Consider the following 24,822-nt stretch of genomic DNA (forward strand, 5'->3'; position numbering starts at 1 on the left):
TCATCTCTCCACGAAGATCAGCGACGGCGTTTCGATGAGGCTCTTCAGCCGGTTGATGAAGACGGCGGCATCCCAACCGTCGATCACGCGATGATCGAAGCTTGACGACAGATTCATCATCTTGCGCGGGATGAAATCGGTGCCATTCCACTTTGGCCTGACGTCCATGCGGTTGACGCCGATGATGGCGACTTCCGGCCGGTTGATGATCGGCGTCGTCGCGACCGCACCGAGTGGTCCCAACGAGGAGATCGAGATGGTCGATCCTGTCAGCTGCTCGCGCGTGGCCGTGCCGTTCCGCGCTGCCTCGGCAACGCGGCCGAGTTCCTCCGCCGATTGCCACAGCGTGCGGCGCTCGCAATGCCTGATGACCGGAACTATCAGACCCGATTTCGTCTGCGTCGCGATGCCGATATGCACGGCTGAATGTTCACGGATCACCTCCGCCTCGTCATCGAAATGGGCGTTGACCGCGGGATGCTCGCCGACGGCCCTGACGATCGCTGCCATCAAGAACGGCAGGATAGTGAGTTTCGGCTGCTCTTCCCGACGCTCCGCATTGAGCTTCTCACGCAGATCTTCAAGTGCGGTGACGTCAACTTCCTCAATGATGGTAATATGCGGTATGTGCCGTTTGGCCTCGGCCATACGTTCCGCGATCTTGCGGCGCAGACCGATAACCTTGATCTCGCGCACCGCATCAACGGGCTCGAGGTGGGCAGTTTTGTGCTGAGCGGCGCCGGTCATATAGGCGTCGAGATCCTCATGGGTAATGCGCCCACCCGGCCCCGAACCCCGCACGAAGGCGAGCTTGATGCCGGCGTTGCTGGCGCGCAGCCTGACCGCGGGCGAGGCCAGCGGCACTTCACTGCGGGCGTGATCCGCCACGGGACCGGCGCGTCTCGGCGAGGCTGGCGGCGGGGTCGGGGATTGGTCCACCTGTGCTGGTGGAGCGGCAGTTGTCCCCTCCAAAGAAAACTCGGGCACGGAATCAACCGTAATTCCAGCTGCGCTTCCGGCTTCCGCATCGCGATCAACTATGTCGGCACCTGCGGCATCTTCTACGAGAATGCGCATCAACGGGCCGCCGACGGCCAGATGCTGGCCGATCTCCCCACCCAGCCAGGCGATTGTGCCATTCACGGGCGATGGAATTTCAACCGTCGCCTTGTCGGTCATGACGGCCGCCACAATCTGGTCTTCGCGAACGGCTTCACCAATCCGGACATTCCACTCGACGAGCTCCGCTTCGGCAACGCCTTCGCCGACATCCGGCAATTTTATAGTCACCTCGGCCATTCACGCCTCCATGACAGCGGCGATCGCATCTGCGACGCGGCGCGGTCCGGGGAAATACTCCCATTCGGCGGCATGCGGATACGGCGTGTCCCAGCCCGTCACACGCTCGACGGGTGCCTCAAGATGATAGAAGCATTCCTTTTGGATCAAGGCGGCGAGTTCGGCGCCGAAGCCTGAGGTCAGTGTCGCCTCATGGACGATGATGCAGCGGCCGGTCATCCTGACCGAATTCATGATCGTCGGTTTATCCAGCGGCACGAGGGTTCTAAGATCGATGACTTCGGCATCGACCCCAAGCTCTGCAACGGCCGCCAGGCTTACATGAACCATCGTACCATATGTGACAATGGTGAGGTCGGCCCCCTTTCGCCGTACCGCCGCCTTGCCCAGAGGTATTGTGTAATAGCCGTCGGGCACCTCTCCATGCTCGGTTTTCTTCCAGGATTCGACCGGACGGTCATGATGGCCGTCGAACGGACCGTTGTAGAGGCGCTTCGGTTCGAGAAAGATGACCGGATCCGGATCCTCGATCGCCGCCAGAAGCAGGCCCTTGGCATCGGCCGGCGTCGAAGGGATCACCGTCTTGAGACCCGCCACATGGGTGAATAGCGCCTCCGGGCTCTGGCTGTGCGTCTGGGCGCCATAAATGCCGCCGCCGGTCGGCATGCGCACCACGAGTGGGCAGGAGAATTGCCCGGCCGACCGGTATCGCAGCCGTGCTGCCTCCGACACGATCTGGTCGTAGGCCGGATACATATAATCGGCGAACTGGATCTCGACACAGGGGCGCAGTCCATAGACGGCCATGCCGACAGCCGCACCGACGATGCCAAGTTCGCTGATCGGCGCATCGAAGCATCGCGTCTTGCCATATTTCTTCTGCAATCCGGCGGTGCAGCGGAAGACGCCGCCGAAATAGCCAACATCCTGCCCCATCACGACCACACGATCGTCCGCAGCCATGGCGACGTCATGGGCATTTTGAAGAGCCTCGATCATGGTCATTCTCGTCATGCTCAATACCCTGCCTGCTGACGCTGTTCTGCAAGATGCGGCGGCATCTCGGCATAGACATCTTCGAACATGTATTTCGGCGAGGGATGGCGCCCGTCGTGCAGCGTGCCGATCGCCTCGGCCTGCTTTTGGGCGGCAATCACATACTCGGCGATCTCGGCCTCGGCCTGTTCGTGGCGCTCCTCGGACCATTCGCCGATGGCGATCAGATGCGCCTTGAGCCGCTTCAATGGATCGCCGAGCGGCCAGACGTCGCCTTCCTGCCGTGGCCTGTAACCGGCGGGATCGTCCGATGTCGAATGGCCGGCCGCACGGTAAGTCACATATTCGATGATCGACGGCCCGAGATTGCGGCGCGCCCTCTCCGCCGCCCAGGCAGCGACGGCGTATACGGCAAGATAATCATTGCCATCGACGCGAAGAGCGGGAATACCGAATCCGTGGCCACGCGCCGCAAACGTGCTTGCCGCACCGCGCGCAATGCCTTGGAAGGTCGAGATCGCCCACTGATTGTTGACGATATTCAGGACGACAGGCGCCTTGTAGGTGGAGGCGAAGACAAGTGCTGCATGGAAATCACTCTCTGCCGTCGAGCCGTCGCCGATCCATGCCGCTGAAATTTTCGTGTCGCCGTTGATCGCCGATGCCATGGCCCAGCCGACCGCCTGAATATACTGCGTTGCGAGATTGCCGGAAATCGAGAAGAAACCGTGCGCCCGTGATTGATAGAAGACCGGCAGTTGCCGGCCGCGAGCACTGTCGCCCTCGTTCGAATAGACCTGGCACATCATATCGACGATCGGATAGCCGGCGGCGATGAGAAGCCCAGCCTGCCGGTAGGTCGGGAAGTTCATGTCGCCCTGATCCAGCACGCGCTGGAAGGCGCAGCTGATCGCTTCCTCGCCTGCATGCTGCATATAAAAAGATGTCTTGCCCTGACGCTGCGCTATCATCATGCGGCCGTCATAGGCGCGTAGCGTCATCATGTGGCGCAACCCCTCACGCATCTGCTCGGGCGTCAGAGTGCCGGCCCAGGGACCGCGGGCCTGCCCGTCGTCATCAAGCACGCGGATGATGCCGAAAGCGAGATCACGCATGTTTTCCGGCGCTTCATCCACCGGGGGTCGCCGGAGGTCGCCAGCGCGTGGAACATCGAAGTGGGAAAAATCCGGCTGGTCGCCGGGACGGAACTCCGGCTCCGGAATGGTCAGTGAGAGCTTGTTCCCAGTCATCGGTTCTCCTCAACGTCCGACAAAATTCCCGCGCCGTTTTTCCAGAAAGCTATCTTCCCGATAGAGAATTTCGGTCCCGATGAGGCCGGCATCCCGTATCCGCATCAATCGAAAATATGACGGGCAATGATCAGCCTCATAATCTCGTTGGTGCCTTCCAGGATCTGGTGCACACGCAGGTCGCGGACGATCTTCTCGATGCCGTAATCTTCCAGGTAGCCGTAGCCCCCGTGCAATTGCAGCGCCGCATTGGCCACATCGAAGCTGGTATCCGTCACAAACCGTTTGGCCATGGCACAGAATTTGGATGCGTCGGGGGAATTGCCGTCGAGCTTCCAGGCCGCCTGATACAACAGCGTCCTTGCCGCCTGGAGCTCAGTTTCCATGTCCGCCACCTTGAACTGAAGCGCTTGAAAACTGCTCAGTGCGGCACCGAACGCTCGGCGCTCACGCATATGGGTGACCGCTTTTTCGAGGGCGAACTGAGCTCCGCCGAGCGCGCAGGCGGCAATGTTCAACCGTCCCCCGTCCAGGGCTTTCATCGCATAGCGGAACCCGGCTCCGATCTCGCCCAGCCGATTTTCGAGCGGAACTTCGCAAGCATCGAAATGAACCTGCGCCGTCGGTTGGGCGCGCCAGCCCATCTTTCGCTCGAAGGCGCCGAAGCTCATGCCCTCGCTGCCGCTCGGCACGACGAGTGCTGAAATACCCTTGGCACCCTCGCCGCCTGTCCTGCACATGACGATATAAAGATCGGAATAATTGCCGCCGGAAATGAAGGCCTTCGTACCGTCAAGGACATAGTGATCGTCGATAAGGCGCGCGGTCGTGCGCAACGCTGCGGCATCGGAACCCGAACCGGGCTCCGTAAGGCAGTAGGATGCCACCTTGCGAAAAGCGCAGAGATCGGGAAGCCATGCCGATCTCATCGTGTCCGATCCGAACGTATCGATCATCCAGGCGCACATATTGTGGATCGAGACGAAGGCCGCCACTGACGGGCACGCATGCGACAGCGCTTCGAAGATCAGCACCGCATCCTGCCGGGACAGGCCCGAGCCGCCGAACTCCTCCGAAACGTAAATTCCGCCAAATCCCAAGGCGCCGATCTCTTCCAGCATATCCCTTGGAATCGTGCCCTCATGTTCCCAGGCCGCGGCGTGCGGCGCGATGCGTTCTGCGGCGAAGGACGCCGCCAAGTCGAAAATAGCTTGTTGTTCGGCAGTTAGAGAGAAGTCCACGATACGCTCCGCAATTCAGCAGGAATGAAATCGTGCCGAGCATGCATCGCTTCTTCGGTTCCGACAACGGTAAGATCGACGATGTAGCTCAGGCGAAGGCGTTCAACGAAAGTGTGTGCCGGCAGGTTTCCGCAAACCTCGAACTGAAACTCCATCGTATAGAGCGGGGCGGATTGCGTGACATTCAGGGCCAGCAACCGAAAACCCATCTTCCGCAAGAGATCGAGCGCACGCAGAAGCGGATCATAGGGATCGAATGTCGAAAATTTCATTGTGTGCATGATGCCTCCCAGCCATCCTGCCTGCGTGCAAGAACGCTATTGCCGAACCGCCCAAATTGCTTATCGAATATGGCGGGAAACACGCCATTGTTAAAAACAAGATTTTGCTCAATAATTATTTTTCGAAATATTCGTTTGAGGATCGCATGAGCAAGCCATTGGACCGTATCGATCGCAAAATCATGCGTGCGCTCGTCGAGGATGGTCGCCTCACCAATACCCAGCTTGCCGAAATCGTCGGCCTGTCGCCCGCGCCGTGCTGGCAGCGAGTTCGCCGTCTCGAAAGCGACGGATACATTGCCGGCTACACCGCTGTTCTGGACCAAAGCATGTTGGGGGTCAAAGAAACCGTCCTCCTGGAAGTGACGCTCGATCGCCATGACGACGAAGCCGTGGCCAATTTCGGCAAAGCGATGGCTGCCCTTCCCGAAGTGATGGAGGTCTACCTGACCACGGGCGAATATGACTACTTCATCAAAGTCGCCGTGGAGGGCACGCAGGGCTATGCGGACTTTCTCGGAAAGAAGCTCTACAAGATCCCCGGTGTGCGCCATTCACGCTCGAGCTTCACGCTCGGCTGCCTGAAGCGCTCGCTTTCCGTCTCCCCGCTTTCGGATTGATCCTTGCGCGCGAGCGCAGTCGAAAGCCTGTCCGACGCTCGGACCTGAACAGCGTTTCAGAAAACGAAATTGCTCAAGCAACATTCAAGGAAGATGGTTGTTACCGGAGGCTCGGCCGGCAACCGGCTGAGAGCGGAGGATCTAGGACCAGACGAGGAACGATCTCGCGCTCGAGGGGTGGCATATGGTGAGCGGCAGCAAGAGCGCCGGCACGACGAACGGCGGTACGCTCAAGAGGCCTATCAAGCTGAGCCAGGAGGCCGTTGTCGTCGGCATTTCAGCCCTATTGTTTTTGATCTTCTCCATCAGCCTCAACAATTTTCTGTCGGAAGGCAACATCATTGCCCTCCTGAAAAATGTGTCCATCCTCGGCACTTTGGCGGTGGGCATGGGCTTCGTCGTCATTTCCTCCTACCTGCCGGAAATCATGGCCGTTTCCGATCGTATTCTCGTGGTTAAGCGCGGCCGTGTTGCCGAAGAGATGATGGCATAGGATGCGTCCGAAGAGAAAATCATGTTTGCCGCCTTTCATTAATCCCCTCCCAAATTGACCTTCAGGCCGCTTGCACCGTCATTGCAAGCGGCTTTTTTCTGCGGGCTGCCTTGTCATGATCAGACGGCGGAATATGCTCGGGCTCGGAGGGGTCGATCGGCATCGATCGGCGCAAATGAGACCATAACAATCATGCCAAATATCAATCTGAAATTGCTGCAAACCTTTCTTCTTGCAGCGGAATCCGGAAGTTTTCGTAAGGCCGCGGAAGAAAGCAACCGGTCGCCCTCCGCAGTGAGCATGCAGATCAAGGACCTTGAGGAGCAGATCGGCATCAGCCTGTTCACGCGCACGCCGCAGCGGGTCAATCTCACCAACGAGGGCCAGGCGCTGTTCGAGGAGATCGGGCGCGCCATGGCCGATGTGCAGGCAAGCCTCGACAAGTTGACGGAACTGGCCGCGCGCCGCAAAGGGAAAATCCAGATCGCTTGCGCCCCGACGCTTGCCACCAGCCGGCTCGGGGACATCCTATCGACCTTCAAGCTGCGCTATCCGCGCAGCGTCGTCGAGGTGCAGGAAACGCCGCCGCAGGCAGCACTCGTCATGCTGCAGCAGCAGGAGGTGGAGTTCTATATCGGCCCGGAGGTACCCAATCTCAACGACTTCCATTTCGAATCGATCATCGACGATCCGCTGGTCGCCTGCATTCCCGAAGAGCTATACACCGGTGAAAAGACAATCCGGCTGGACGCCATCGCCCAGTTCCCGTTGATCATGCTCAATCGCAAGACCGCCGTTCGCGGCCTCGTCGATCGGCTGACGCGCGAGGAAGGCATCGAACTCAATGTCCAATACGAGGTCGAGAGCGCCCAGACCGCGTTGGCGCTTGCCTCGTCCGGGCTTGGCGTATCGATCGTGCCGGGCATCGCACTCGGGCGGAATGTCGATAGCCGCGTCCGCGTCGTGCCGCTCGACAATCCCAATGCCCGCCGAGCTGTCGGCATCATTACGAGCCGTGGCTATGTGCAGCAGCGCTACGCCGAGCAACTTATCGCGCTCATCCGCACCGATTTGCGCGGTGAATGCTGAGCACTAGTCCGTCTGTATCCAAATGGCCTTGGTTTCGAGATATTCGTGCAGGTGCTCAATGCCGCCTTCGCGACCGTAGCCGGACATCTTCATGCCGCCGAACGGCACGGCCGGGTCGAGCGCATGATACATGTTCACCCAGACCGAGCCCGCCTTGATGCGGCGCACCAGCTTGTGCGCCATTCCGAGATTTTGGGTGAAGACGCCAGCCGCAAGTCCATAGGGCGATGCATTGGCGCGCTCGACGGCTTCCTCGATCGTGTCGAAGGGCATCGCCGAAATGACCGGCCCGAAGATCTCCTCGCGGGCGATCCTCATCTCGTCCTTGACGTTACCGAATACAGTCGGGGCGATAAAGTTTCCCTTGTCGTAGAGCGCGCCCGAAAGGCGCGTGCCACCCGCGACCAACGCGGCGCCTTCGCTCTGCCCGGATGCGATGAAGCTCTCGACGACCTGCGCCTGGCGAGCCGAAATCAGCGGTCCGATATCGGTGTCGGCTTCGATCCCGTCGCCGATCCGCAGCGAACGGGCAAATTCGCCGACCTTGGCGACGAATTCTTCGTGGATCTCGCGCGCCACGAACAAGCGCGAGCCGGCGATGCAGATCTGCCCCGAATGCGCAAAGACTGCCATGGCGGCGAGGGGCACGGCCCGGTCTATGTCCGCATCACGGCAGACAATCACCGGCGACTTACCGCCGAGCTCGAGCGAAACCCGTTTCAGATTACCGACCGCGGCACGAGCGATCGATTGCCCGGTGGCGGTGGACCCCGTGAAGACGATCTTGTTGACGTCGGGATGTTCGGCCAGCCGGGCGCCGGCGACCGATCCCTTGCCGGTGACGATATTGACCACGCCGTCCGGCACGCCGGCCTCTTGCATGAGTTTGGCGATCAGCAACGGAGTGAGCGGTGCCTCTTCCGAAGGTTTCAGCACCACCGTACAGCCTGTCGCCAGCGCCGGAGCGATCTTCCAGATCGATGCGGCGGTGGGTGCATTCCAGGGGATGATCGCGCCAACGACCCCGATCGGCTCCCGACGGGTGAAGGTGACGATCTCGCCGGGTATCGAATTGTCGATCACCTCGCCATGAAGGGCTGTCGCCATGCCGGCATAAAACCGCAGCATGCCAATGACCCGCCGCTTGTTGGCGAGCGTGCGGGTGATCGGCATGCCCATGTTCAGCGTGTCGGAAACCGAAAGACGCTCCCAGTTTTCTTCGAACAAGTCGGCGATTTTCAGGAGCAGCGTCTGGCGCTCATAGGGCGAGAACCTCGACCACGGCCCCTCCAGAGCCCTTCGCGCCGCGGCAACGGCGCGGTCGACATCGGCGGGTGCGGCCAGCGGAACCGTCGCAAGGACCGCGCCGGTAGCCGGATTGTAGGTCTCGCTGACTTCGCCGGATTGGGCGGCAACCCATTGGCCGCCGATGAACATTGGCCGAAAGCCGCCGTCGTAAAGCTCGGCCGCCATTTGCTTGGCGTCGAAAGTCAATGTCATGGCGCGGCCTCCCAGCTTCATTCTGTCGTCGATATTCACTATCAGACGGCTACAATACAAATAAAGAAAGCTAAAAAGGCGTTCAGATAATCGGACTGTGAAATCGCTCCGAGTTATCCGATGCTGGAGCAAATGGAGGAGCTTGATATGCGTCTTGTGGGAAAAGTGGCGATCGTCACGGGTGGCGGGTCGGGTTTCGGCGAAGGGATCGTCCGGAAATTCATCGAGGAAGGCGCGCGGGTCGTGCTCGTCGATCGTGACCTTGCGGCAGCAGAGCGGGTGGCGGCGCAGCACGAAGGATCTGTCGCACCGCTTGCCGGTGATGTCGCCACGCTCGACAGCCTCGCCGCCGCAAGGGATCTTGCGCTGGAGCGGTTCGGCGGCCTGCACATCCTCGTCAACAATGCCGGTGTCGGACAGCCGCCGATGCCGATGGAGGATATGGATGAAGGCCTGTTCGAGCGCATCTTCGATGTCAACATCCGCTCGATCTACAATGGTGCGCGCGCGGTGCTGCCGCATTTCAAGGCCGAGCGCCATGGCGCCATTTTGAACATTGCCTCGACCGGTGGCGTCTCCCCTCGCCCCAATCTCACCTGGTACAATGCATCGAAGGGGTGGGGCATCGCCGCCACCCGCGCCATGGCCGTGGAGCTTGCGCCCTTCGGAATTCGCGTCAACGCCATCAATCCCGTCGCCGGCGATACGCCACTGCTCTCGACGTTCATCGGCTCCGACAGCGACGAAAGCCGGGCACGGATCGTCGCCACCATTCCGATCGGACGGCTTTCGACACCCGCGGACATGGGCAACGCTGCCGCTTTCCTCTGCTCGGACGAAGCGAGCATGATCACCGGCGTCGATCTCAATGTCGATGGCGGCAAGTGCATCTGAAGAGGCCGACGATTCTATGCGAGCGGCTTGCCCGATTGCATTGAACCGCTATCGGCAGTCGATGAAATTCATCTGGCGTTTTGTGGTGCGAGAACGAACCGTGCTCGCATTCGGTGCTTATTCCGCCCTGCCAAGCCGCGTCAGGTACCGCCGCAGGTGGTCTTGCCCGCCGAAAAAGATGGCAAGCACTCGGAGAACTTGCCTCTCTTCGTCGAGGTCGCAATAAAAGATGGCTCGGTTCTTGGTAACCTGCCGCAAGCCCGGGGCCACGGAGGACAGAAGCGTTCCCTGGTATGGCGCTTGGGCAAGTGCTTCCATGTCGGCTTCGATCGCGTGAAGGCGCGCTGCAGCACGATCGAAGGCGTCAGTCAGCGGATCGCCAAGCGCAATATAGGATTCGATCAGATGGTCGAAGATCAGGCCGAAGTCCCCGTCGCTGTCGGCGGAACGCCCGACCTTAAAGACCATGAGATGCCTTCTTGGAGGAGATCAACTCCTGGGTCCGCCGGCGACTTTCCTCCAACGTCAGAAAATCACCTGCCTGACGCTCGGACATCAGAGCTTTCAAGGCCGCAAGCTCGGCTTCTTCGCGAACGAGTTCAACTCCATGCTGCACGACGGCGCTCAGGCTTGAAAAGCGCCCCTCTTCGACCAGCTTTCTCGCAAAGGCATCCTGCTGGTCGGAAATTGAGACCGATGCTTTTACCGACACCTCATTTCACTCCTTATTGCTGGGCAATATACAACTCAGTAGCAGCGCAACCGTCAATCAAACCCGAGAGGACGAAAGTAAACCCATCACCATGGTGACTTGCTGGAAACAAAGCTCCTCCCGCCGAGCGAATTGAGTTTGTTCTTGCGCTGTCCCTTGGATGGTCTAAGTCATGTGGTCGTGGCGGCGAGCGGCGTCGGCCTAATCGAATTCGACTATCGAAGGTAATTCAATGAGCGGACAACTTTCTCTTCCTCGTGATCGGATTTCAGTCCTTCTGCTGGAAGGGATCAGTCAGAGCGCGGTGGACTATTTTGCCTCGTCGGGCTACGTCAATCTCACGCATTTGCCGAAGGCCCTCGACGACAAGGATCTCAAGAACCATATCGCCGAAGCACACATCATCGGCATTCGTTCACGTACACAGCTGACAGAAGAGATTTTCAGCTCCGCCAAGAAGCTCATGGCGGTCGGCTGCTTTTCCGTGGGGACGAATCAGGTCGATCTGGATGCGGCTCGTCGGCGCGGGATCCCGGTGTTCAACGCTCCTTATTCGAATACGCGCTCGGTCGCCGAACTCGTCATCGGTGAAATCATCATGCTGACCAGGCGGATCTTCCCGCGTTCGACTTCCGCTCATGCGGGCGGATGGGACAAATCCGCCGAAGGCAGTCGCGAGACGCGTGGGAAAACGCTTGGCATCGTCGGCTACGGCAATATCGGCTCACAGCTGAGCGTCCTTGCCGAAAGCATGGGTATGAACGTTCGCTACTTCGATCCGTCGGACAAGCTTCGCCACGGCAATTCGGAATCCATGGCTTCGCTCGGCGAGCTGCTCGAAATCTCGGATTTCGTAACAATGCATGTTCCCGAAACCAGCTCGACCCAGAACATGATCACTGAGGCCGAGCTGCGCAGGATGAAAAAGGGCGCCTTCTTCATCAACAACTCCCGCGGCACCGTGGTCGATCTTGAGGCTCTTGCAAAGGTCTTGAAAGAGGGGCATCTCGCAGGCGCAGCAGTCGACGTGTTCCCCAAGGAGCCGGCATCGAACAAGGAACGCTTCGAAACGCCGCTGCAAGGGCTGGATAATGTGATCCTGACGCCGCATATCGGCGGATCGACCGAAGAAGCCCAGGAGCGGATCGGAAGGGAAGTTTCCAGGAAGCTTGTGGAATATTCCGATATCGGCTCGACGCTGGGCGCGGTCAATTTCCCCCAAGTTCAATTGCCGCCACGTCCAAACGGCACGCGTTTCATCCATGTTCACGAAAACCGCCCGGGGATTCTGAACAGCCTGAATACGATCTTTTCATCGCGTGGGTTGAATATCGTCGGCGAGTTCCTGCAGACCCACGGCGACACGGGCTACGTGGTTATCGAAGTGGAAGGCGTCGGCCAAACGGCGAATGAAATACTCGACATACTCCGCCAGATCCCCGGAACGATAAGAGCGCGATTGGTTTACTGACACCTTTTATTGACACCTATGGGCGATTGGCATTCTCCAGCTATCCCTCGCTTGATCGCCAGATGGCGCCGCTAACTGCCCTAGCCCACACGCTGTGCGAGCATAGGCAGGCGACGCCATGGGACTTGAACAGCTCGTCTTGACAAAGCTGCACTTTGAAATACTTCCCTTGCGTTCATCCGTACAGGCTATACAACGCAAGCGAGGAATTTTAATGAAAAGTGCAGTTTTGTTCGCCACCGCATTCATCGGTGCCCTCATCACAGGCGCTGCCTCACATGCAGGCGAACCTTCCGGTAAGGGATCTTTCGAGATGCTGGTCGCGCCGGAGCAGGTTTTCAACTTGAAAGCAAAGGCTTGGAAACCGGTCCCAAACGAAGATAGTTTTGCGCTGACGCACGATGGCGAATTCTATCTCACCGTCGCAAAACGCAAAGACGGCATGCTGATGTTGCTTGTACGCCAGCCCAGCACCGAAAAGCAGGGGCAGCCCTTCTACGCGGGATATTATCTTAAATGCGGTGTGATGGCTGATGTGCCGATCTTCCCGCAAAATGCGTCTGAGCTGAAGAGCGAGCTCGCCAATCCGCAAGCAGATAATGAGGAGGCTCGAATCGGCTTTGGCTCAGGCAGCGGCATGCATGACCTTTACGCTCTCGTCTGCCGGTCTTGAGAGCATTTGCAGGGCTGCCGCAACATCGGCAGTCCTGGCCTCTGCCAGCTAGCGCAGCAGACCCTGCCCCCCATCCACCCAGATGGGCGAGCCGGTTATATGACGGGCTTTATCGGACGCCAGGAAAGCGATCACCTCGGCCACATCTTCGCTTCGGCCCGGCCGACCACCGGTAATCGGCACCTGGCCCTCGGGCCAGATGACGGGGATCGATGTTTCGTCGCGTTTGCGCAGGCTAGTATTCGCATCGATATTGGTTTCGATTTCACCGGGACAGACCGCATTGATGCGTATGTGATGCCGGGCCAGTTCGAGAGCCAGCTGCTGCACCATGGCGACCTGCCCCGCTTTGGTGGCGGTATAGGCCGTCGCGCCTGGGGTCGTGAACGTCCTGGTTCCGTTGATGGAGGAGACGACGATGATCGAGCCGCCGCCCCAGCGTTTCAGCTCCGGCACCGTTGCGCGGATGGTCAGGAAAGTCCCGGTCAGATTGATCGAAATGGTGTCATTCCATTCCGAAAGACTCAGATCGTCGATCGGTGCCCAGACTCCGTTGATGCCGGCATTGGCAACTACGACATCCAGCCGGCCGAAGCGCACGACAAGCTCTTTCACGGCTGCCGATAGCTGATGTTCATCCGAAATGTCGGCGAGGAGGGTGGCCGCCTCCCCGCCCCTGGCGGAAATCTCATCAAATGTAGAGGAAATCTCTTCCTGCGTGCGTCCCAGCACACCAATTGCAAAACCATCCTCCGCAAGCGCCAATGCGGTCGCTCTTCCAATCCCCGAGCCAGCTCCAGTGACGAGGGCAACGGCAGAACTCATTGACGAACCTCCAGCTGGCTTAGCATTGACGGCGAGGAACGGGAGCACGGGAGGGTGAGCCTTTGCGCTCGTATCGGCTCTCGCCATTGAGCTATTCGAAACTCGTGGATATGGGAAATGTTCCGGAATAATGCATCCCCACGGCAGCAGCCGCGCCTGCAACTTCCGACACCCGCACTTTCCTTTAGGCATCTTGGGGGATGTCGGCTTCAGAACGTCTGACCCTATGACGAAGCTCGACGAGTGTATCTGACATGCAAAGTCCATCTGGAATTTTGTTCGGCATTCCATCTCGCAATTTTCCAATCGAGAGCCGCTGGAAACAAAACAGAGGCACAACTACAGAGTAATTTAGAATTATATATTCTATATCTGTGGCAGTATTTTCGTTCAACTGGACCAATATCGAACAGGATTAACCGTTTTGTCAGCTTGGTTATAGATTTTGAAAGAACAGCGCCGAGATGCGACGAGCAGGATGCTCCCTCTCTGTAATGCCCCCATTATCCAGAGCAGGTCATTCGCTGGCACTTGCCCTTCTTCAATCGTCCTAGCGTTGCCGACCCTTTCGAGAGCGAAACAAGCCATGTCATTTCTCCAGAACGCCAAGATCAAGACGAAAGTCCTCACGATCTTAATCCCGATCTGCCTGATCGGGATCGCAGGTGTCCTCGTCGTCTCGAACCAGTTCAGGGACACGGTTGGCACCTACTCGAATTTTATCGCCAAGGACGAAACGGCAGCGGTGGAGATGTCCAGAGCCAGCCAGCGCGTGACCGCCATGAGTTACAACGCCTACCAGATTCTACAATATCAAGCGGGGGATCCGCAAATGGCGGCGTTCTCCAGGGACTATCAGGAGAACAAGCAAGTACTTCTGCAGCGTTTCGCAAACGCCAGGCAAATGGTTCCGACAGAAGCAGATACAATCGACAAGCTCGTCGCAAGGGCGAATGACATCATCGCTCTTACAGACCAAGCCGTGAAAGCCGGCCTGATAGACGATAACAACAGCGCCTCCACGCTCTTGAAGCAGGTGGATCCGATGATCAATGACGAGGTCGTTTCTATTCGTCAGTGGCTCGACGCGTTCAACAAATCCCTCAACAACAAGAGCAACATGTTGGCGGAACAAGCAAGCAGCACCATCGACGACGCGTTGATCGCGCTCGGCCTTCTCTTTGCTGCCGCCATTGCAATCGCCATCCTCGTTTCGGCACGCGGCATTGCCGCTCCCATCGAACGGCTGCGAACGCGTATGGTATCGCTCGCGGACGGCAATACCGCCGAGCCTGTTTCAGGGATCGAGCGCAAGGACGAGGTCGGTCATATGGCGGCGGCCGTTGCCGTCTTTCGCGACAGTGCCATCGAGCGTCTGCGCCTGGAGCAGGAAGCCGCCGATGGCCGCAGCCTCTCCGAACGGGAAAGGCTGGAACGCGAGGCGCAGAAGGCCAAGGATGCCGCCGAGGCGCAGTTTGCAGTCGACAGTCTGGCACAGGGCCTGGGAGAGCTCTCGAACGGCAACCTGACCTATCGCCTGGAGAAGCCCTTCGTCGCCCATCTCGATCGTCTAAGGATGGATTTCAACGCCTCGATGGAGAAGGTCGAGGAGACCCTTGTCGCGGTCGGCCAAGGTGGCCAGGCCATTGCCGCCGGCGCCAATCAGATCCGGTCGGCAGCCGACGACCTCTCCAAACGCACCGAGCAGCAGGCGGCCTCAATCGAAGAGACGGCGGCAGCACTCGAGGAGATCACCACGACCGTCAAGGATTCCACGCGGCGTGCCGAAGAGGCAAGTTCGCTGGTCGGGCGGGCGCGCGTCGGCGCCGAAAAATCCGGCGAAGTCATGCAGGAAGCGATTTCGGCAATGGAGGCGATCTCGAAATCCTCCGGCGAAATTTCCAACATTATCGGCGTCATCGACGATATTGCCTTCCAGACGAACCTGCTGGCGCTCAATGCCGGCGTCGAGGCGGCGCGGGCCGGTGACGCGGGGAAGGGTTTTGCCGTCGTCGCGCAGGAAGTCCGCGAACTCGCCCAGCGCTCCGCCACGGCGGCAAAGGAGATCAAGGCGCTCATTTCCACATCCGGTCAGCAGGTCGGCAGCGGCGTCGATCTCGTCACCAGAACCGGGCAGTCTCTGCAGCAGATCGTCAAGGAGGTGGAGGAAATCGATCGCAATGTACGGGCGATCGTCGAAGCAGCCCGCGAACAGGCGACCGGCCTGCAGGAGATCAATACGGCCGTCAACAGCATCGACCAGGGAACGCAGCAGAATGCGGCCATGGTCGAGGAATCGACGGCTGCCAGCTACAGCCTCGCCAAGGAGGTGACGGCGCTGAACGAGATTCTCGGTCAGTTCAATCTGCAGAAGGGGCGCTCGCATGCCAGACCGGCTGCAGCCACCGAACGCTCCAGCCCTGCCGCATCGCCGGCACGCTCGCTGCGAGCCAAGATTGCCGGCGCATTCGGAGGCTCCGGCGCTGCCACTGCGGCATCGCCGTCCGGGGAAGAGTTTTGACCTTGCGGGGTTCGGTCCGTCACTGAAGGATTGCCAGGTTTCAAAATTGAAGATCGCGGGAAGGATGTGGCTTCCTTCCCGCCGTCATCTCTAGCCGACGGTCACGCGACCTCTTCCGATAGCTTTTCAAAGATCGGCTTCAGCCGTCGATGGCGTCCGATCGGCGGATGCTCGATTTCGACCAGGCGTCCCGATTTTTTCTGCCGTTTTAGCCATTCACGCAGGGTTTCGGCGCTCGTGTGGTCAAGATAATGCAGGCGAGCGCCGGCAATCCTGATCTTGCGACCCTCTGGAAGAGTTTCCAGCGTGTTCAGCAGGGCGGGAACATCCTTGCATGTCGCCACCCCGACGAGGTCGAGATGGATGGTTTCATCATCCTCCAATCTGTCGATGGCGAGCTTGCGACGCAGATAGGGAAGGATTTCCAATATAGACAGCGCAAGGCCGAGCGCCACGCCGACGAGCAGGTCCTGAAGCACCACCATCGCCACCGTCGCGGTCCATATCCCGACGGGAACCCAGCCGTGATGATCGAAGAGGTGGCGGACATGATGGAGACTGATCAGCCGCCATCCCGTCACCAGCAGCACTGCGGCAAGCGCCGTCAGCGGCACCATTGCAAGGAGCTGCGGCAGAAATGCCACCAGCCCAAGGATCCAAACACCATGCAGCACGGCAGATGCCCGGGTGCGCGCGCCTGCCTGAATATTGGCGGACGACCTGACGATGACACCCGTGATCGGCAGTGCACCAAGCAAACCACAAAGCCCATTGCCGATACCTTGCGCAAACAGCTCCTTGTTGAAGCGGGTTCGCACGCCATCATGCATGCGATCGACGGCGGCGGACGAGAGCAGCGTTTCCGCACTGGCGATCACGGCGATGACCAACGTCGCCAAGATGATACCGGGCTCGGCCATTCTGGCAAAACCCTCAAGCGTCGGCAGCGAAATGCTGTCGATGAGAGAAGACGGTACTTCCACCCTGGCGATCGGCAGCTTCATGCCGGCGGTCAATATCGTGCCGGCAGCAACCCCCACCAGAGCACCGGGCACCAGCATCAATGGCTTCGGCCTGAACTTCTCCCAGGCGACCATGGCGAGCAAGGAGATCAACCCCACGAGGAGAGCAACCGATTCTCGGGTCAGTCCGGCGCCCCATACGCGACCAAGGGTCTGCTCCATGGCGGTGACGTTCTCGATGCCGCCGGCAGCAGGTCTTGCCCCCATCAGCACATGGACCTGGCCAAGGATGATGAGGATGCCGATCCCGGCGAGCATGCCGTGGACCACCGCAGGCGAAATTGCCCGAAACCACGATCCGATCTTCAGGAATCCGGCAATAACCTGCAGCAATCCCGCCACGATGAGAACCGGCCCGAGCATGGCAACACCATATTGCTCGACGAAGCCGAAGACGATCACGGCCAGTCCCGCCGCCGGCCCTGACACCTGAAGTGGAGATCCGGCCAAAAGGCCGACGACGATGCCGCCGACAATGCCTGAAATGAGGCCCATGGCCACCGGAACGCCTGAAGCCACGGCAATGCCAAGGCACAGCGGTATGGCGACGAGAAACACGACGACCGACGATGGGAAGTCTCGCGAAAGAACAGAGCTTGACATCATCGGCCTACTCCGCAGCTTGCGGCATCACATGCGGACGACCACGACCGGTGACGGCGACGGGCAAGGGCCTGTCCTCGTTGATATCCGTGAACCGAGCGGCGGCACCGTCATAAACGAGCACCTCCCCGGTCTCGATGTCGAAAAACCAGCCATGCAGGGTAATGTCGTTGGTCGCCAGCTTGGCCGCGACCGAAGGATGCGTGCGCAGATGGTCAAGCTGAACAACGACGTTTTCCATGGCAATGGCGCGGACCCTTTGGCGCTCGGGCAGATCGCCAGGATAGGCTTCGCAAACGATCGAATGGGCAGCATGGCTGTGTTTCAGCCACGCAGCAACATTCGGCATCGGCTTCAGGAGATCGGGATAGCAAAGCCCTTTCATAGCGCCGCAATCGGAATGCCCGCAGACGATGATATCGCGAACGCCCAGCGCGACGACGGCATATTCTATCGCCGATGACACGCCGCCATTGGCGGTGGAAAACGGAGGAACGATATTTCCGGCATTGCGGCAAACGAAAAGTTCGCCGGGGCCGGATTGCGTGATCGTTTCAGGCATCACCCGGCTGTCGGCGCAGGAAATCATCAGCGCTTGTGGTTGCTGTCCCTCCTCCGCCAGCCTGCGATAAAGTGCCTGATGGTCGGGAAATACGGCTCCGCGAAAGCTGGAGATACCCTTGAGCAAATCACCCATTGTCGAGTCCTTGTGATGGGCCGGACGGCAGGCAGGGGGCGTACCCATGCCCGGCGGGTTGGAATGCGCGATCATTTCGCAAGTGCGAGATAGGAACGGGTGACCGGAAGAAAATAGCGGAAATGAATTTAGGCGAATCTAATTTATAAAATTCTTGTGAGTGAACTGTGAGATGGTTTGAATCGACCTGGGATCCATATTGTGCGCCCGCGCCGGAACGAACCGATTTCGTTCCAACGGCGTCAATCGGCGCGGCAGTCACGCTCTTTACCGATGCGGAATGCTTCGGTTGCCGCATCGCTTCTGCCCTATTCCAAGTTTGCCCATCGGTCAGCGCACGCAAAAAGGCAGCGGCACGGCCGCAAATTGATGCTTTCCACCGTTACCATCCTTGCCGTATCCGTTGAGCAACCAGGCGCCGACGAGAGGACATGGCAATGACGAAGCCCTTCTATTGGAACGAACTCAATACCCATGATTTCGCCGAGCTTTCGCCAGACACCACGATCGCGATCCTGCCGATCGCCTCGACGGAACAGCACGGTCCGCATCTGCCCATCGCGACGGATGTCGCGATCGCTGAAGGCATGCTGGCGGAATTGAAGGTGCAGCGTCCGGACGATCTCGATTTTCTCGTGCTGCCGCTACAGGAAATCGGCAAGGCCAACGAACATGTCTATGGTCCCGGCACGCTGTCGCTCCCCGCAGAGCTGCTGATCCCGGTCTGGACCGCCATTGGCGCGAAAGTGGCCGAGGCTGGCATCCGCAAGATGGTGATCGTCAATTCCCACGGCGGAAACGTGGATATTATGAGCATCGTCGCGCGCGAACTGCGCGTGCGCTACCAGATGGCCGTCGTCGCCACGCAATGGACACGCTTCGGCACGCCCGATGGCATGATCGACGAACATGAACTCCGCTTCGGCATTCACGGCGGCGATGTCGAAACGTCGCTCATGCTGCATTTCCGGCCCGAACTCGTGCGCATGGATAAGGCTGAGAATTTCGCCTCCAAGGCCGAATGGATGAAGGAGCATTCCAAATATCTGCAGCCCTTGCCGCCGCATTCGCTCGCCTGGATCGCCCATGATCTCAATCCGAACGGCGTCGTCGGCAATGCCGCCAACGGCACGGCGGAAAAGGGCGCGCTGATCTGCCGCCACGAGATCGCTGGCTTCATCGAGATGCTGCGTGATCTCCGCGATTACCCGCTTGCCAACCTCTATTCGAAATAGGCGTCCGTGCGGCGGCGTTCGGAGGGCGGCATGATATGCCCCTTCGCCTGCAATTCCTCGACCATCCCTGCAAGCTCGGCAAGCAGGTATTCGACGAAGAGGCTGGTGGCGGCGTCGAGCGGCGCTCGTGCACGGGCAACGAGCTTCATCGGTTGATGCCGCGAATGAGGCTCGGCGATCGGCCGGAAGACCAGCTCTCCCCGGCGACATTCGGTCAGCACATCAAGGGGGTTGAGCAGTGTCAGCCCTGCCCCGCATTTTACCAGCTGCTTCAGCATTTCCGACGCATTGCTCTCCAGCACAGGTTCGACCTGTACGGAAAGACGCGAAAGCATCAGATTGATGACCTCTCGCAGGCTCGTCCCGGGCTGCGCAAGCAATAGCCGCTCCTCTACGACATCGGCGAGATTGATCGGACCAGGCCCGATCAGCGGATGACCGGGCGGCAGGACGACGCCGATCGGTATATCGAAATTGGCAAGGGAGCGAATGCCAGGCGTTGCCGGAATGTTGAAGCCAAGCCCGAGATCCACTTCTCCGGAGACGACCGGCGCCATCGTCGTCGATCCGGCATCGTTGCGCAGCTGGACGAAGACCCTTGGATGCTCGGAAAGAAAACGCGCGATGATCTCGGGTAGCGGACCTGAGGCCAGGCCGACAGTGGCGACGATGCGAACCTTGCCCGCCTGCTGCATCTTGAGACTGCGAATGCGGCCCTCAAGCCGCTCGTAATTCTTCAGAACCTCGCGAATGTGCTCGATACAGAGTTCGCCGGCCGCCGTCAGTCTGAGCCCGCGAGGCAGCCGTTCGAAAAGCGGCGCCCCCATTTCCTCTTCCAGTGACAGGATCTGCCGGTTGATGGCCGATGAGGCCACATTGAGCCGTGCCGCCGCCTTGCGGATCGAGCCGCAGCGGGCGATTTCATTGATATAGAGAAGCCGTCGCGAGTGCAGCATATCTGTCCCCATTGCTTAATTTTTGCCCAGACCGCACAATTTAGGCACAGACCCGGGAACAGATGCCGAAAAGGCATCAATGCGCACGAATTTTGATGCTTTTCAAAGAGCGAAGCAACCGCTCAAATGCAGGAAATGGGCGCCAACCACGACGTCCCATGGCAGATAAGGGGAACAGTCAGCCATGTATAAAGCCTTGAAGACAAAAACATTCTTTGCCGCCATGGGGCTTGCCGCCGCGATTATGGCTGCCGAGCCTGCAAATGCGCTCGATAAAGTCAGCTACGGCACGAACTGGCTTGCGCAAGCCGAGCACGGCGGTTTCTACCAGGCGGTTGCCGACGGCACCTACAAGAAATATGGTCTTGATGTCACGATCGTCCAGGGCGGTCCCAATGCGGCCAATTCGGCCCTACTGATCTCCGGCAAGCTGGATTTCTACATGGGCGGCCCGCAGCAGGAGATTGATGCGGTCAAGCAGGGCATTCCGATCGTTGACGTCGCGGCGATCTTCCAGAAAGATCCGCAGGTGCTGATCGCCCATCCGGATGCCGGCGTGGAAAAATTCGAGGATCTGGCCAAGTTGCCGACGTTGTTCCTAAGCAAGGACGGCTACATCACCTATTTCGAGTGGATGAAGGCGAACTTCCCGGGCTTCAAGGACGAACAGTTCAAGCCCTACAATTTCAGCCCCGCTCCCTTCCTCGCCGACAAGCAGTCCGCGCAGCAGGGTTATGTCACCTCCGAGCCCTATGAGATCGAGAAGCAGGCCGGATGGAAGCCGAAGGTCTTCCTGATCGCGGATGCCGGCTACTCGCCCTATTCGACGATGATCACCGCGCAGAAGGCGCTGGTCGACAAGAACCCGGATCTCGTGCAACGTTTCGTCAATGCCTCGATCGAGGGCTGGTACAATTATCTCTACGGCGACAACAAGGCGGCCAACGAGCTGATAAAGAAAGACAATCCCGATATGACGGATGGCCAGATCGCCTATTCCATCGCCAAGATGAAGGAATATGGCATCGTCGAATCCGGCGAGGCCCTCGACAAGGGCATCGGCTGCCTCACCGAGGCCCACTACAAGAAGTTCTTCGACGAGATGGTCCAGATCAAGCTTTTCGATGCCGACATCGACTACAAGAAGGCCTTCGATACGCAGTTCGTCTGCAAGGGCATCGGGATGTCGCTGAAGAAGTAACATTGGCGCAAGGCAGCCACTCACCCCAGCCCTCTCCCCGCTTGCGGGGAGAGGGAGCGACGGAGCAAGAAGCGCCATCCGCTGAACCGCGAAAGCAGCAACTGCCGTCACAGGCTGTTGCGATTGTAATGAGTGCCACGAAAACGATCGTCCCCTCTCCCCGCAAGCGGGGAGAGGGCTAGGGTGATGGGCACTTCTTGCTCCAAACCCAATTGCTGATTTCGACAGAGAACCGGATATGAGCCTATCCAAAGCAACCACTGTCCCCTCCGCGGAAATGCGCAAGCGGCCGCTTGTCGTCATGGAACAGGTCTCCAAGGTCTTCTCCAACGGCACGCTGGCGCTGTCGGGCATGTCGCTCAATGTGGAGAGCGGCGAGTTCATCAGCCTGCTCGGCCCTTCCGGTTGCGGCAAGTCGACGGCCTTGCGCATCATCGCAGGCCTTGGTGGTGCCTCCAGTGGCAGGATCGATTGGCCGAGTTCGCGTATCAACGCCAAGGGCCTGCCGGAGGGCGATATCAGCTTTGTCTTCCAGGAGCCAACGCTGCTTCCCTGGAAGACGGTGCTCGGCAATGTCCATCTGCCATTGAAGCTCAGGGGTATTTCGAAAGCGGCCGCTCACGACCAGATCATGGAAACGCTGGCAACGGTCGGCCTCCAGGATTTTGCGCAAGCCTATCCGCGCGAATTGTCCGGCGGCATGAAGATGCGCGTTTCGATCGCCCGCGCCTTGGTGACGAAGCCGAAGCTGCTGTTGATGGACGAGCCCTTTGCGGCACTCGACGAAATTACCCGACAGAAACTGAACGACGACGTTCTCAACCTTTGGCAGAAGACCGGCATTACAGTCATCTTCGTCACGCATTCGGTCTATGAGTCCGCCTATCTCTCCAATCGCATCGTCGTCATGAAGGCACGACCGGGCCGCGTTCATAGCGATTTTCCGCTGAAAACCAGCGGCGAACGCGATCCGCTTTATCGTTCGTCGGAAGAATATCGGCAGGTGTGCGAAAAAGTGTCCCGTTCCCTGATCGAGGCCATCGGCTGGCCGGAGGCCCATTGATGAGCGACAGCACCAGCCTGCCCGCCACTCTTTCCGTTGAATCGGCCGATGCGCCAGCGGCAGATGCGGCCAGGAAGCGCAGTATCGAACGCGCACTCGGCATCTTCGTGCCGATCCTGACCGTTCTTGCGCTTCTTATCCTGTGGCAGCTTCTGGTCGTCGGCACCGGCATTCCGCAATATATTCTGCCAAGCCCCGTCGCCGTCGCCAAGGCGCTCGTTTCCGACTGGGGCATCCTTTGGCCGGCTCTGTGGGTGACGACCGAGATCACCTTCATATCGCTGATCCTGGCGCTGATCGGCGGCGTCGGCTTCGCGATCTTCCTCGTGCAGTCCCGCTGGATCGAACTCGCCTTCTATCCGCTGGCCGTCATCCTTCAGGTAACGCCGATCGTCGCGATTGCGCCGCTGATCCTGATCTATGCGCCGACACGCGAAGCAGCGCTCTTAATTTGCGGCTTCCTCGTCGCCTTCTTTCCGATCCTCTCCAACATGGTGCAGGGATTGAAGAGCGTCGACCATAACCTGCTCAACCTCTTCGATCTCTATGGCGCCTCGCGCTGGCAGGCCTTGCTGCATCTGAAGCTGCCCGCCGCCCAGCCTTATTTCATGACAGGTCTGAGGATCGGCGGCGGCCTGTCGCTGATCGCATCGGTCGTTGCCGAATTCGCTGCTGGTTCGGGCGGCCCCAACTCCGGTCTCGCCTTTCGACTGCTGGAGGCGCAATACCGCCAGAACATGCCGCGTCTCTTTGCAGCACTCCTGCTGCTATCGGCGCTTGGCGTTGCAATCTTCGCCTTTACCTCTTTCATCTCATGGCTGAGCCTGCATCGCTGGCATGAAAGCAGCCTCAAGCGGGAGAACTGATGTCACACGCCTTCATGTCGCCGCCGAACGCCGCCCGCTTCGTGCTGAGCAATGCCACCGTCCCAGCCGTGACGCTTTCCGGCTCCAAGACGCCTGGCAACGAGGGTCTCGTCAAGGCTGATATCGTCGTCACCGACGGTCTCGTCAGCGGTATTCTGGCGCCTGGCACCGCGCCAGTCGAATATGCCAAAGTCGACATGAAGGAAGGTATGGTCTGGCCGACTTTCGCCGACATGCATACCCATCTCGATAAGGGCCATATATGGGAGCGGCGCTCTAACCCCGACGGCAGTTTCATGGGTGCGCTCGATGCCGTGCGTGCCGACCGCGAGGCCAACTGGTCGGCCGAGGACGTGCGCAAGCGCATGGAATTCTCGCTGCGCTCGGCTTACGCGCATGGCACCGGCCTGATCCGCACTCATCTGGATTCGCTGGCGCCGCAGCACCGCATTTCCTTCGAGGTTTTCACCTCGGTCCGCGAGTCCTGGAAGAGCAAGATCGCGCTGCAGGCTGTCGCCCTCTTTCCGCTCGACAACATGGTCGATGATGCCTTTTTCGCCGACCTGCTTCACGTCGTGCGCGAGGCAGGCGGGTTGATGGGCGGTGTCACCCAGATGAACCCCGATCTGGATGCTCAACTTGATAAGCTCTTCCGTGCCGCCGCCGACAACGGCCTTGATGTCGACCTGCACGTGGATGAGACCGAAGACAGGCAGGTGCTGACACTGAAGGCGATTGCTGAAGCCGTGTTGCGAAATGGCTACCAGGGCAAGGTCACCGCCGGCCATTGCTGCTCGCTTGCCCAGCAGGACGAGGATGTTGCGCGCAACACCATCGATCTCGTTGCCAAGGCCGGGATCTCCATCGTTTCGCTGCCGATGTGCAACATGTACCTGCAGGACCGCCATGCCGGCCGTACACCACGCTGGCGCGGCGTCACGCTTCTGCACGAGCTTGCCGCCGCCGGTGTTCCGACAGCCGTGGCCTCCGACAATACGCGCGACCCCTTCTACGCCTATGGCGATCTCGATCCGGTCGAAGTGTTCCGGGAAGCGGTGCGCATCCTGCATCTCGACCATCCGCTGGATACGGCTGCAAGGGTCATCACCACCTCGCCCGCAGAGATACTTGGCCGCCCGGATATCGGGCGGATCGCCGTCGGCAGCCCGGCCGACCTCGTGCTTTTCAGCGCGCGGCGCTGGAGCGAATTCCTCTCTCGTCCGCAGTCCGATCGCGTCGTCCTTCGCAAGGGCAAGGTGATCGATCGCAGCCTGCCGGATTATCGTGAACTCGACAGCGTCATTGGAGCCTGAC

At 59.4% G+C, this 24,822-nt stretch carries 24 protein-coding genes; 12 read left to right on the plus strand and 12 right to left on the minus strand.

The genetic code is table 11. The annotated features are described in order from the left end of the window. The 5 genes from AC13QE_RS11875 to AC13QE_RS11895 form a co-directional block, all read right to left on the minus strand. Positions 1-1,299, minus strand: a complete 1,299-nt coding sequence (locus AC13QE_RS11875) for a dihydrolipoamide acetyltransferase family protein (protein WP_488483820.1) — start codon at positions 1,297-1,299, stop codon at positions 1-3. After that, positions 1,300-2,313 carry an alpha-ketoacid dehydrogenase subunit beta gene (locus AC13QE_RS11880; protein ID WP_488483821.1) on the minus strand — a complete coding sequence of 338 codons (1,014 nt, stop codon included), beginning with the start codon at positions 2,311-2,313 and terminating at the stop codon, positions 1,300-1,302. A gap of 2 nt (positions 2,314-2,315) precedes the next feature. Further along, entirely contained in the window at positions 2,316-3,545 is a 1,230-nt protein-coding gene (locus tag AC13QE_RS11885; RefSeq protein ID WP_488483822.1) for a thiamine pyrophosphate-dependent enzyme, read from the minus strand. 104 nt (positions 3,546-3,649) lie between these two features. Continuing rightward, positions 3,650-4,786, minus strand: coding sequence for an acyl-CoA dehydrogenase family protein (locus tag AC13QE_RS11890; protein WP_488483823.1), 1,137 nt, complete (start codon positions 4,784-4,786; stop codon positions 3,650-3,652). Beyond that, complete coding sequence (locus AC13QE_RS11895; protein WP_488483824.1) at positions 4,771-5,067, minus strand: hypothetical protein; 297 nt, start codon at positions 5,065-5,067, stop codon at positions 4,771-4,773. The genes AC13QE_RS11890 and AC13QE_RS11895 overlap by 16 nt, the downstream gene beginning before the upstream one ends. A 146-nt stretch (positions 5,068-5,213) precedes the next feature. On the opposite strand from AC13QE_RS11895, the gene AC13QE_RS11900 reads away from it, so the two are divergent. From AC13QE_RS11900 to AC13QE_RS11910, 3 genes are all read left to right on the plus strand, one after another. Beyond that, complete coding sequence (locus AC13QE_RS11900; RefSeq protein ID WP_132720243.1) at positions 5,214-5,687, plus strand: Lrp/AsnC family transcriptional regulator; 474 nt, start codon at positions 5,214-5,216, stop codon at positions 5,685-5,687. Positions 5,688-5,871: 184 nt separating this feature from the next. Beyond that, a complete protein-coding gene (locus AC13QE_RS11905) occupies positions 5,872-6,180 on the plus strand; it encodes a hypothetical protein (RefSeq protein WP_488484104.1) in 309 nt (102 codons plus the stop codon). A gap of 192 nt (positions 6,181-6,372) precedes the next feature. Further along, a complete protein-coding gene (locus AC13QE_RS11910) occupies positions 6,373-7,269 on the plus strand; it encodes a LysR family transcriptional regulator (protein ID WP_488483825.1) in 897 nt (298 codons plus the stop codon). A gap of 3 nt (positions 7,270-7,272) precedes the next feature. On the opposite strand, the gene AC13QE_RS11915 is transcribed toward AC13QE_RS11910, so the two are convergent. Continuing rightward, positions 7,273-8,769 carry an aldehyde dehydrogenase family protein gene (locus AC13QE_RS11915; RefSeq protein ID WP_488483826.1) on the minus strand — a complete coding sequence of 499 codons (1,497 nt, stop codon included), beginning with the start codon at positions 8,767-8,769 and terminating at the stop codon, positions 7,273-7,275. Between the two features lie 147 nt (positions 8,770-8,916). Between AC13QE_RS11915 and AC13QE_RS11920 the strand changes: the two genes are divergently transcribed. Then, entirely contained in the window at positions 8,917-9,663 is a 747-nt protein-coding gene (locus AC13QE_RS11920; RefSeq protein ID WP_488483827.1) for a glucose 1-dehydrogenase, read from the plus strand. A 117-nt stretch (positions 9,664-9,780) separates the two neighbouring features. Here AC13QE_RS11920 and AC13QE_RS11925 read toward each other — a convergent pair whose 3' ends face one another. Both AC13QE_RS11925 and AC13QE_RS11930 read right to left on the minus strand, forming a co-directional pair. Then, positions 9,781-10,131, minus strand: a complete 351-nt coding sequence (locus AC13QE_RS11925; protein ID WP_488483828.1) for a type II toxin-antitoxin system RelE/ParE family toxin — start codon at positions 10,129-10,131, stop codon at positions 9,781-9,783. Beyond that, positions 10,121-10,375, minus strand: a complete 255-nt coding sequence (locus tag AC13QE_RS11930; RefSeq protein WP_132720249.1) for a type II toxin-antitoxin system ParD family antitoxin — start codon at positions 10,373-10,375, stop codon at positions 10,121-10,123. Before AC13QE_RS11930 ends, AC13QE_RS11925 begins: the two co-directional genes overlap by 11 nt. Before the next feature lie 232 nt (positions 10,376-10,607). Here AC13QE_RS11930 and serA point away from each other — a divergent pair, with 232 nt between their 5' ends. Both serA and AC13QE_RS11940 read left to right on the plus strand, forming a co-directional pair. Continuing rightward, positions 10,608-11,846: a phosphoglycerate dehydrogenase gene (gene serA, locus AC13QE_RS11935; RefSeq protein WP_488483829.1), complete on the plus strand. Its 1,239-nt coding sequence runs from the start codon at positions 10,608-10,610 to the stop codon at positions 11,844-11,846. Positions 11,847-11,964: 118 nt separating this feature from the next. Continuing rightward, positions 11,965-12,519: a hypothetical protein gene (locus tag AC13QE_RS11940; protein ID WP_488483830.1), complete on the plus strand. Its 555-nt coding sequence runs from the start codon at positions 11,965-11,967 to the stop codon at positions 12,517-12,519. Positions 12,520-12,567: 48 nt separating this feature from the next. Here the strand turns inward: AC13QE_RS11940 and AC13QE_RS11945 are convergent, their stop codons facing one another. Then, positions 12,568-13,344, minus strand: coding sequence for an SDR family oxidoreductase (locus AC13QE_RS11945; RefSeq protein ID WP_488483831.1), 777 nt, complete (start codon positions 13,342-13,344; stop codon positions 12,568-12,570). A gap of 586 nt (positions 13,345-13,930) precedes the next feature. Between AC13QE_RS11945 and AC13QE_RS11950 the strand changes: the two genes are divergently transcribed. Then, entirely contained in the window at positions 13,931-15,865 is a 1,935-nt protein-coding gene (locus AC13QE_RS11950; RefSeq protein ID WP_488483832.1) for a methyl-accepting chemotaxis protein, read from the plus strand. Positions 15,866-15,966: 101 nt separating this feature from the next. Here the strand turns inward: AC13QE_RS11950 and AC13QE_RS11955 are convergent, their stop codons facing one another. Next, positions 15,967-17,493 (minus strand): SulP family inorganic anion transporter, encoded by a 1,527-nt coding sequence (locus AC13QE_RS11955; protein ID WP_488483833.1) that lies wholly within the window; start codon positions 17,491-17,493, stop codon positions 15,967-15,969. Positions 17,494-17,497: 4 nt separating this feature from the next. Then, positions 17,498-18,187, minus strand: a complete 690-nt coding sequence (locus tag AC13QE_RS11960) for a carbonic anhydrase (protein ID WP_112337756.1) — start codon at positions 18,185-18,187, stop codon at positions 17,498-17,500. A gap of 437 nt (positions 18,188-18,624) precedes the next feature. Between AC13QE_RS11960 and AC13QE_RS11965 the strand changes: the two genes are divergently transcribed. Continuing rightward, the gene (locus AC13QE_RS11965) at positions 18,625-19,422 is read left to right on the plus strand and encodes a creatininase family protein (protein ID WP_488484096.1); all 798 of its coding nucleotides are present in this window, start codon (positions 18,625-18,627) and stop codon (positions 19,420-19,422) included. Here the strand turns inward: AC13QE_RS11965 and AC13QE_RS11970 are convergent. Then, entirely contained in the window at positions 19,410-20,378 is a 969-nt protein-coding gene (locus AC13QE_RS11970; protein WP_488483834.1) for a LysR family transcriptional regulator, read from the minus strand. The two genes, AC13QE_RS11965 and AC13QE_RS11970, sit on opposite strands and share 13 nt — an antisense overlap. Positions 20,379-20,562: 184 nt before the next feature. Between AC13QE_RS11970 and AC13QE_RS11975 the strand changes: the two genes are divergently transcribed. The 4 genes from AC13QE_RS11975 to AC13QE_RS11990 all read left to right on the plus strand — a co-directional run bounded on the left by AC13QE_RS11975 (position 20,563) and on the right by AC13QE_RS11990 (position 24,821). After that, on the plus strand, positions 20,563-21,579 hold the full coding sequence (locus tag AC13QE_RS11975; protein ID WP_488483835.1) for an ABC transporter substrate-binding protein: 1,017 nt from the start codon (positions 20,563-20,565) through the stop codon (positions 21,577-21,579). Positions 21,580-21,817: 238 nt separating this feature from the next. Next, entirely contained in the window at positions 21,818-22,642 is an 825-nt protein-coding gene (locus AC13QE_RS11980) for an ABC transporter ATP-binding protein (RefSeq protein ID WP_112608964.1), read from the plus strand. Continuing rightward, the gene (locus AC13QE_RS11985; protein WP_488483836.1) at positions 22,639-23,508 is read left to right on the plus strand and encodes an ABC transporter permease; all 870 of its coding nucleotides are present in this window, start codon (positions 22,639-22,641) and stop codon (positions 23,506-23,508) included. Before AC13QE_RS11980 ends, AC13QE_RS11985 begins: the two co-directional genes overlap by 4 nt. Next, positions 23,508-24,821, plus strand: coding sequence for a cytosine deaminase (locus AC13QE_RS11990; RefSeq protein ID WP_488483837.1), 1,314 nt, complete (start codon positions 23,508-23,510; stop codon positions 24,819-24,821). Before AC13QE_RS11985 ends, AC13QE_RS11990 begins: the two co-directional genes overlap by 1 nt. Position 24,822: the final 1 nt, after the last annotated feature.

It is taken from the genome of Martinezella sp. CNPSo 3957 (assembly GCF_057784395.1).

Excerpts from the sequence above, each read along its gene's own strand:
- AC13QE_RS11875 (WP_488483820.1), bottom strand. The coding sequence starts at position 1,299 with ATGGCCGAGGTGACTATAAAATTGCCGGATGTCGGCGAAGGCGTTGCC.
- AC13QE_RS11880 (WP_488483821.1), bottom strand. The coding sequence starts at position 2,313 with ATGACGAGAATGACCATGATCGAGGCTCTTCAAAATGCCCATGACGTC.
- AC13QE_RS11885 (WP_488483822.1), bottom strand. The coding sequence starts at position 3,545 with ATGACTGGGAACAAGCTCTCACTGACCATTCCGGAGCCGGAGTTCCGT.
- AC13QE_RS11895 (WP_488483824.1), bottom strand. The coding sequence starts at position 5,067 with ATGCACACAATGAAATTTTCGACATTCGATCCCTATGATCCGCTTCTG.
- AC13QE_RS11900 (WP_132720243.1), top strand. The coding sequence starts at position 5,214 with ATGAGCAAGCCATTGGACCGTATCGATCGCAAAATCATGCGTGCGCTC.
- AC13QE_RS11905 (WP_488484104.1), top strand. The coding sequence starts at position 5,872 with ATGGTGAGCGGCAGCAAGAGCGCCGGCACGACGAACGGCGGTACGCTC.
- AC13QE_RS11910 (WP_488483825.1), top strand. The coding sequence starts at position 6,373 with ATGCCAAATATCAATCTGAAATTGCTGCAAACCTTTCTTCTTGCAGCG.
- AC13QE_RS11915 (WP_488483826.1), bottom strand. The coding sequence starts at position 8,769 with ATGACATTGACTTTCGACGCCAAGCAAATGGCGGCCGAGCTTTACGAC.
- AC13QE_RS11920 (WP_488483827.1), top strand. The coding sequence starts at position 8,917 with ATGCGTCTTGTGGGAAAAGTGGCGATCGTCACGGGTGGCGGGTCGGGT.
- AC13QE_RS11925 (WP_488483828.1), bottom strand. The coding sequence starts at position 10,131 with ATGGTCTTTAAGGTCGGGCGTTCCGCCGACAGCGACGGGGACTTCGGC.
- serA (WP_488483829.1), top strand. The coding sequence starts at position 10,608 with ATGAGCGGACAACTTTCTCTTCCTCGTGATCGGATTTCAGTCCTTCTG.
- AC13QE_RS11940 (WP_488483830.1), top strand. The coding sequence starts at position 11,965 with ATGGGACTTGAACAGCTCGTCTTGACAAAGCTGCACTTTGAAATACTT.
- AC13QE_RS11945 (WP_488483831.1), bottom strand. The coding sequence starts at position 13,344 with ATGAGTTCTGCCGTTGCCCTCGTCACTGGAGCTGGCTCGGGGATTGGA.
- AC13QE_RS11950 (WP_488483832.1), top strand. The coding sequence starts at position 13,931 with ATGTCATTTCTCCAGAACGCCAAGATCAAGACGAAAGTCCTCACGATC.
- AC13QE_RS11955 (WP_488483833.1), bottom strand. The coding sequence starts at position 17,493 with ATGATGTCAAGCTCTGTTCTTTCGCGAGACTTCCCATCGTCGGTCGTC.
- AC13QE_RS11960 (WP_112337756.1), bottom strand. The coding sequence starts at position 18,187 with ATGGGTGATTTGCTCAAGGGTATCTCCAGCTTTCGCGGAGCCGTATTT.
- AC13QE_RS11965 (WP_488484096.1), top strand. The coding sequence starts at position 18,625 with ATGACGAAGCCCTTCTATTGGAACGAACTCAATACCCATGATTTCGCC.
- AC13QE_RS11970 (WP_488483834.1), bottom strand. The coding sequence starts at position 20,378 with ATGCTGCACTCGCGACGGCTTCTCTATATCAATGAAATCGCCCGCTGC.
- AC13QE_RS11975 (WP_488483835.1), top strand. The coding sequence starts at position 20,563 with ATGTATAAAGCCTTGAAGACAAAAACATTCTTTGCCGCCATGGGGCTT.
- AC13QE_RS11980 (WP_112608964.1), top strand. The coding sequence starts at position 21,818 with ATGAGCCTATCCAAAGCAACCACTGTCCCCTCCGCGGAAATGCGCAAG.
- AC13QE_RS11990 (WP_488483837.1), top strand. The coding sequence starts at position 23,508 with ATGTCACACGCCTTCATGTCGCCGCCGAACGCCGCCCGCTTCGTGCTG.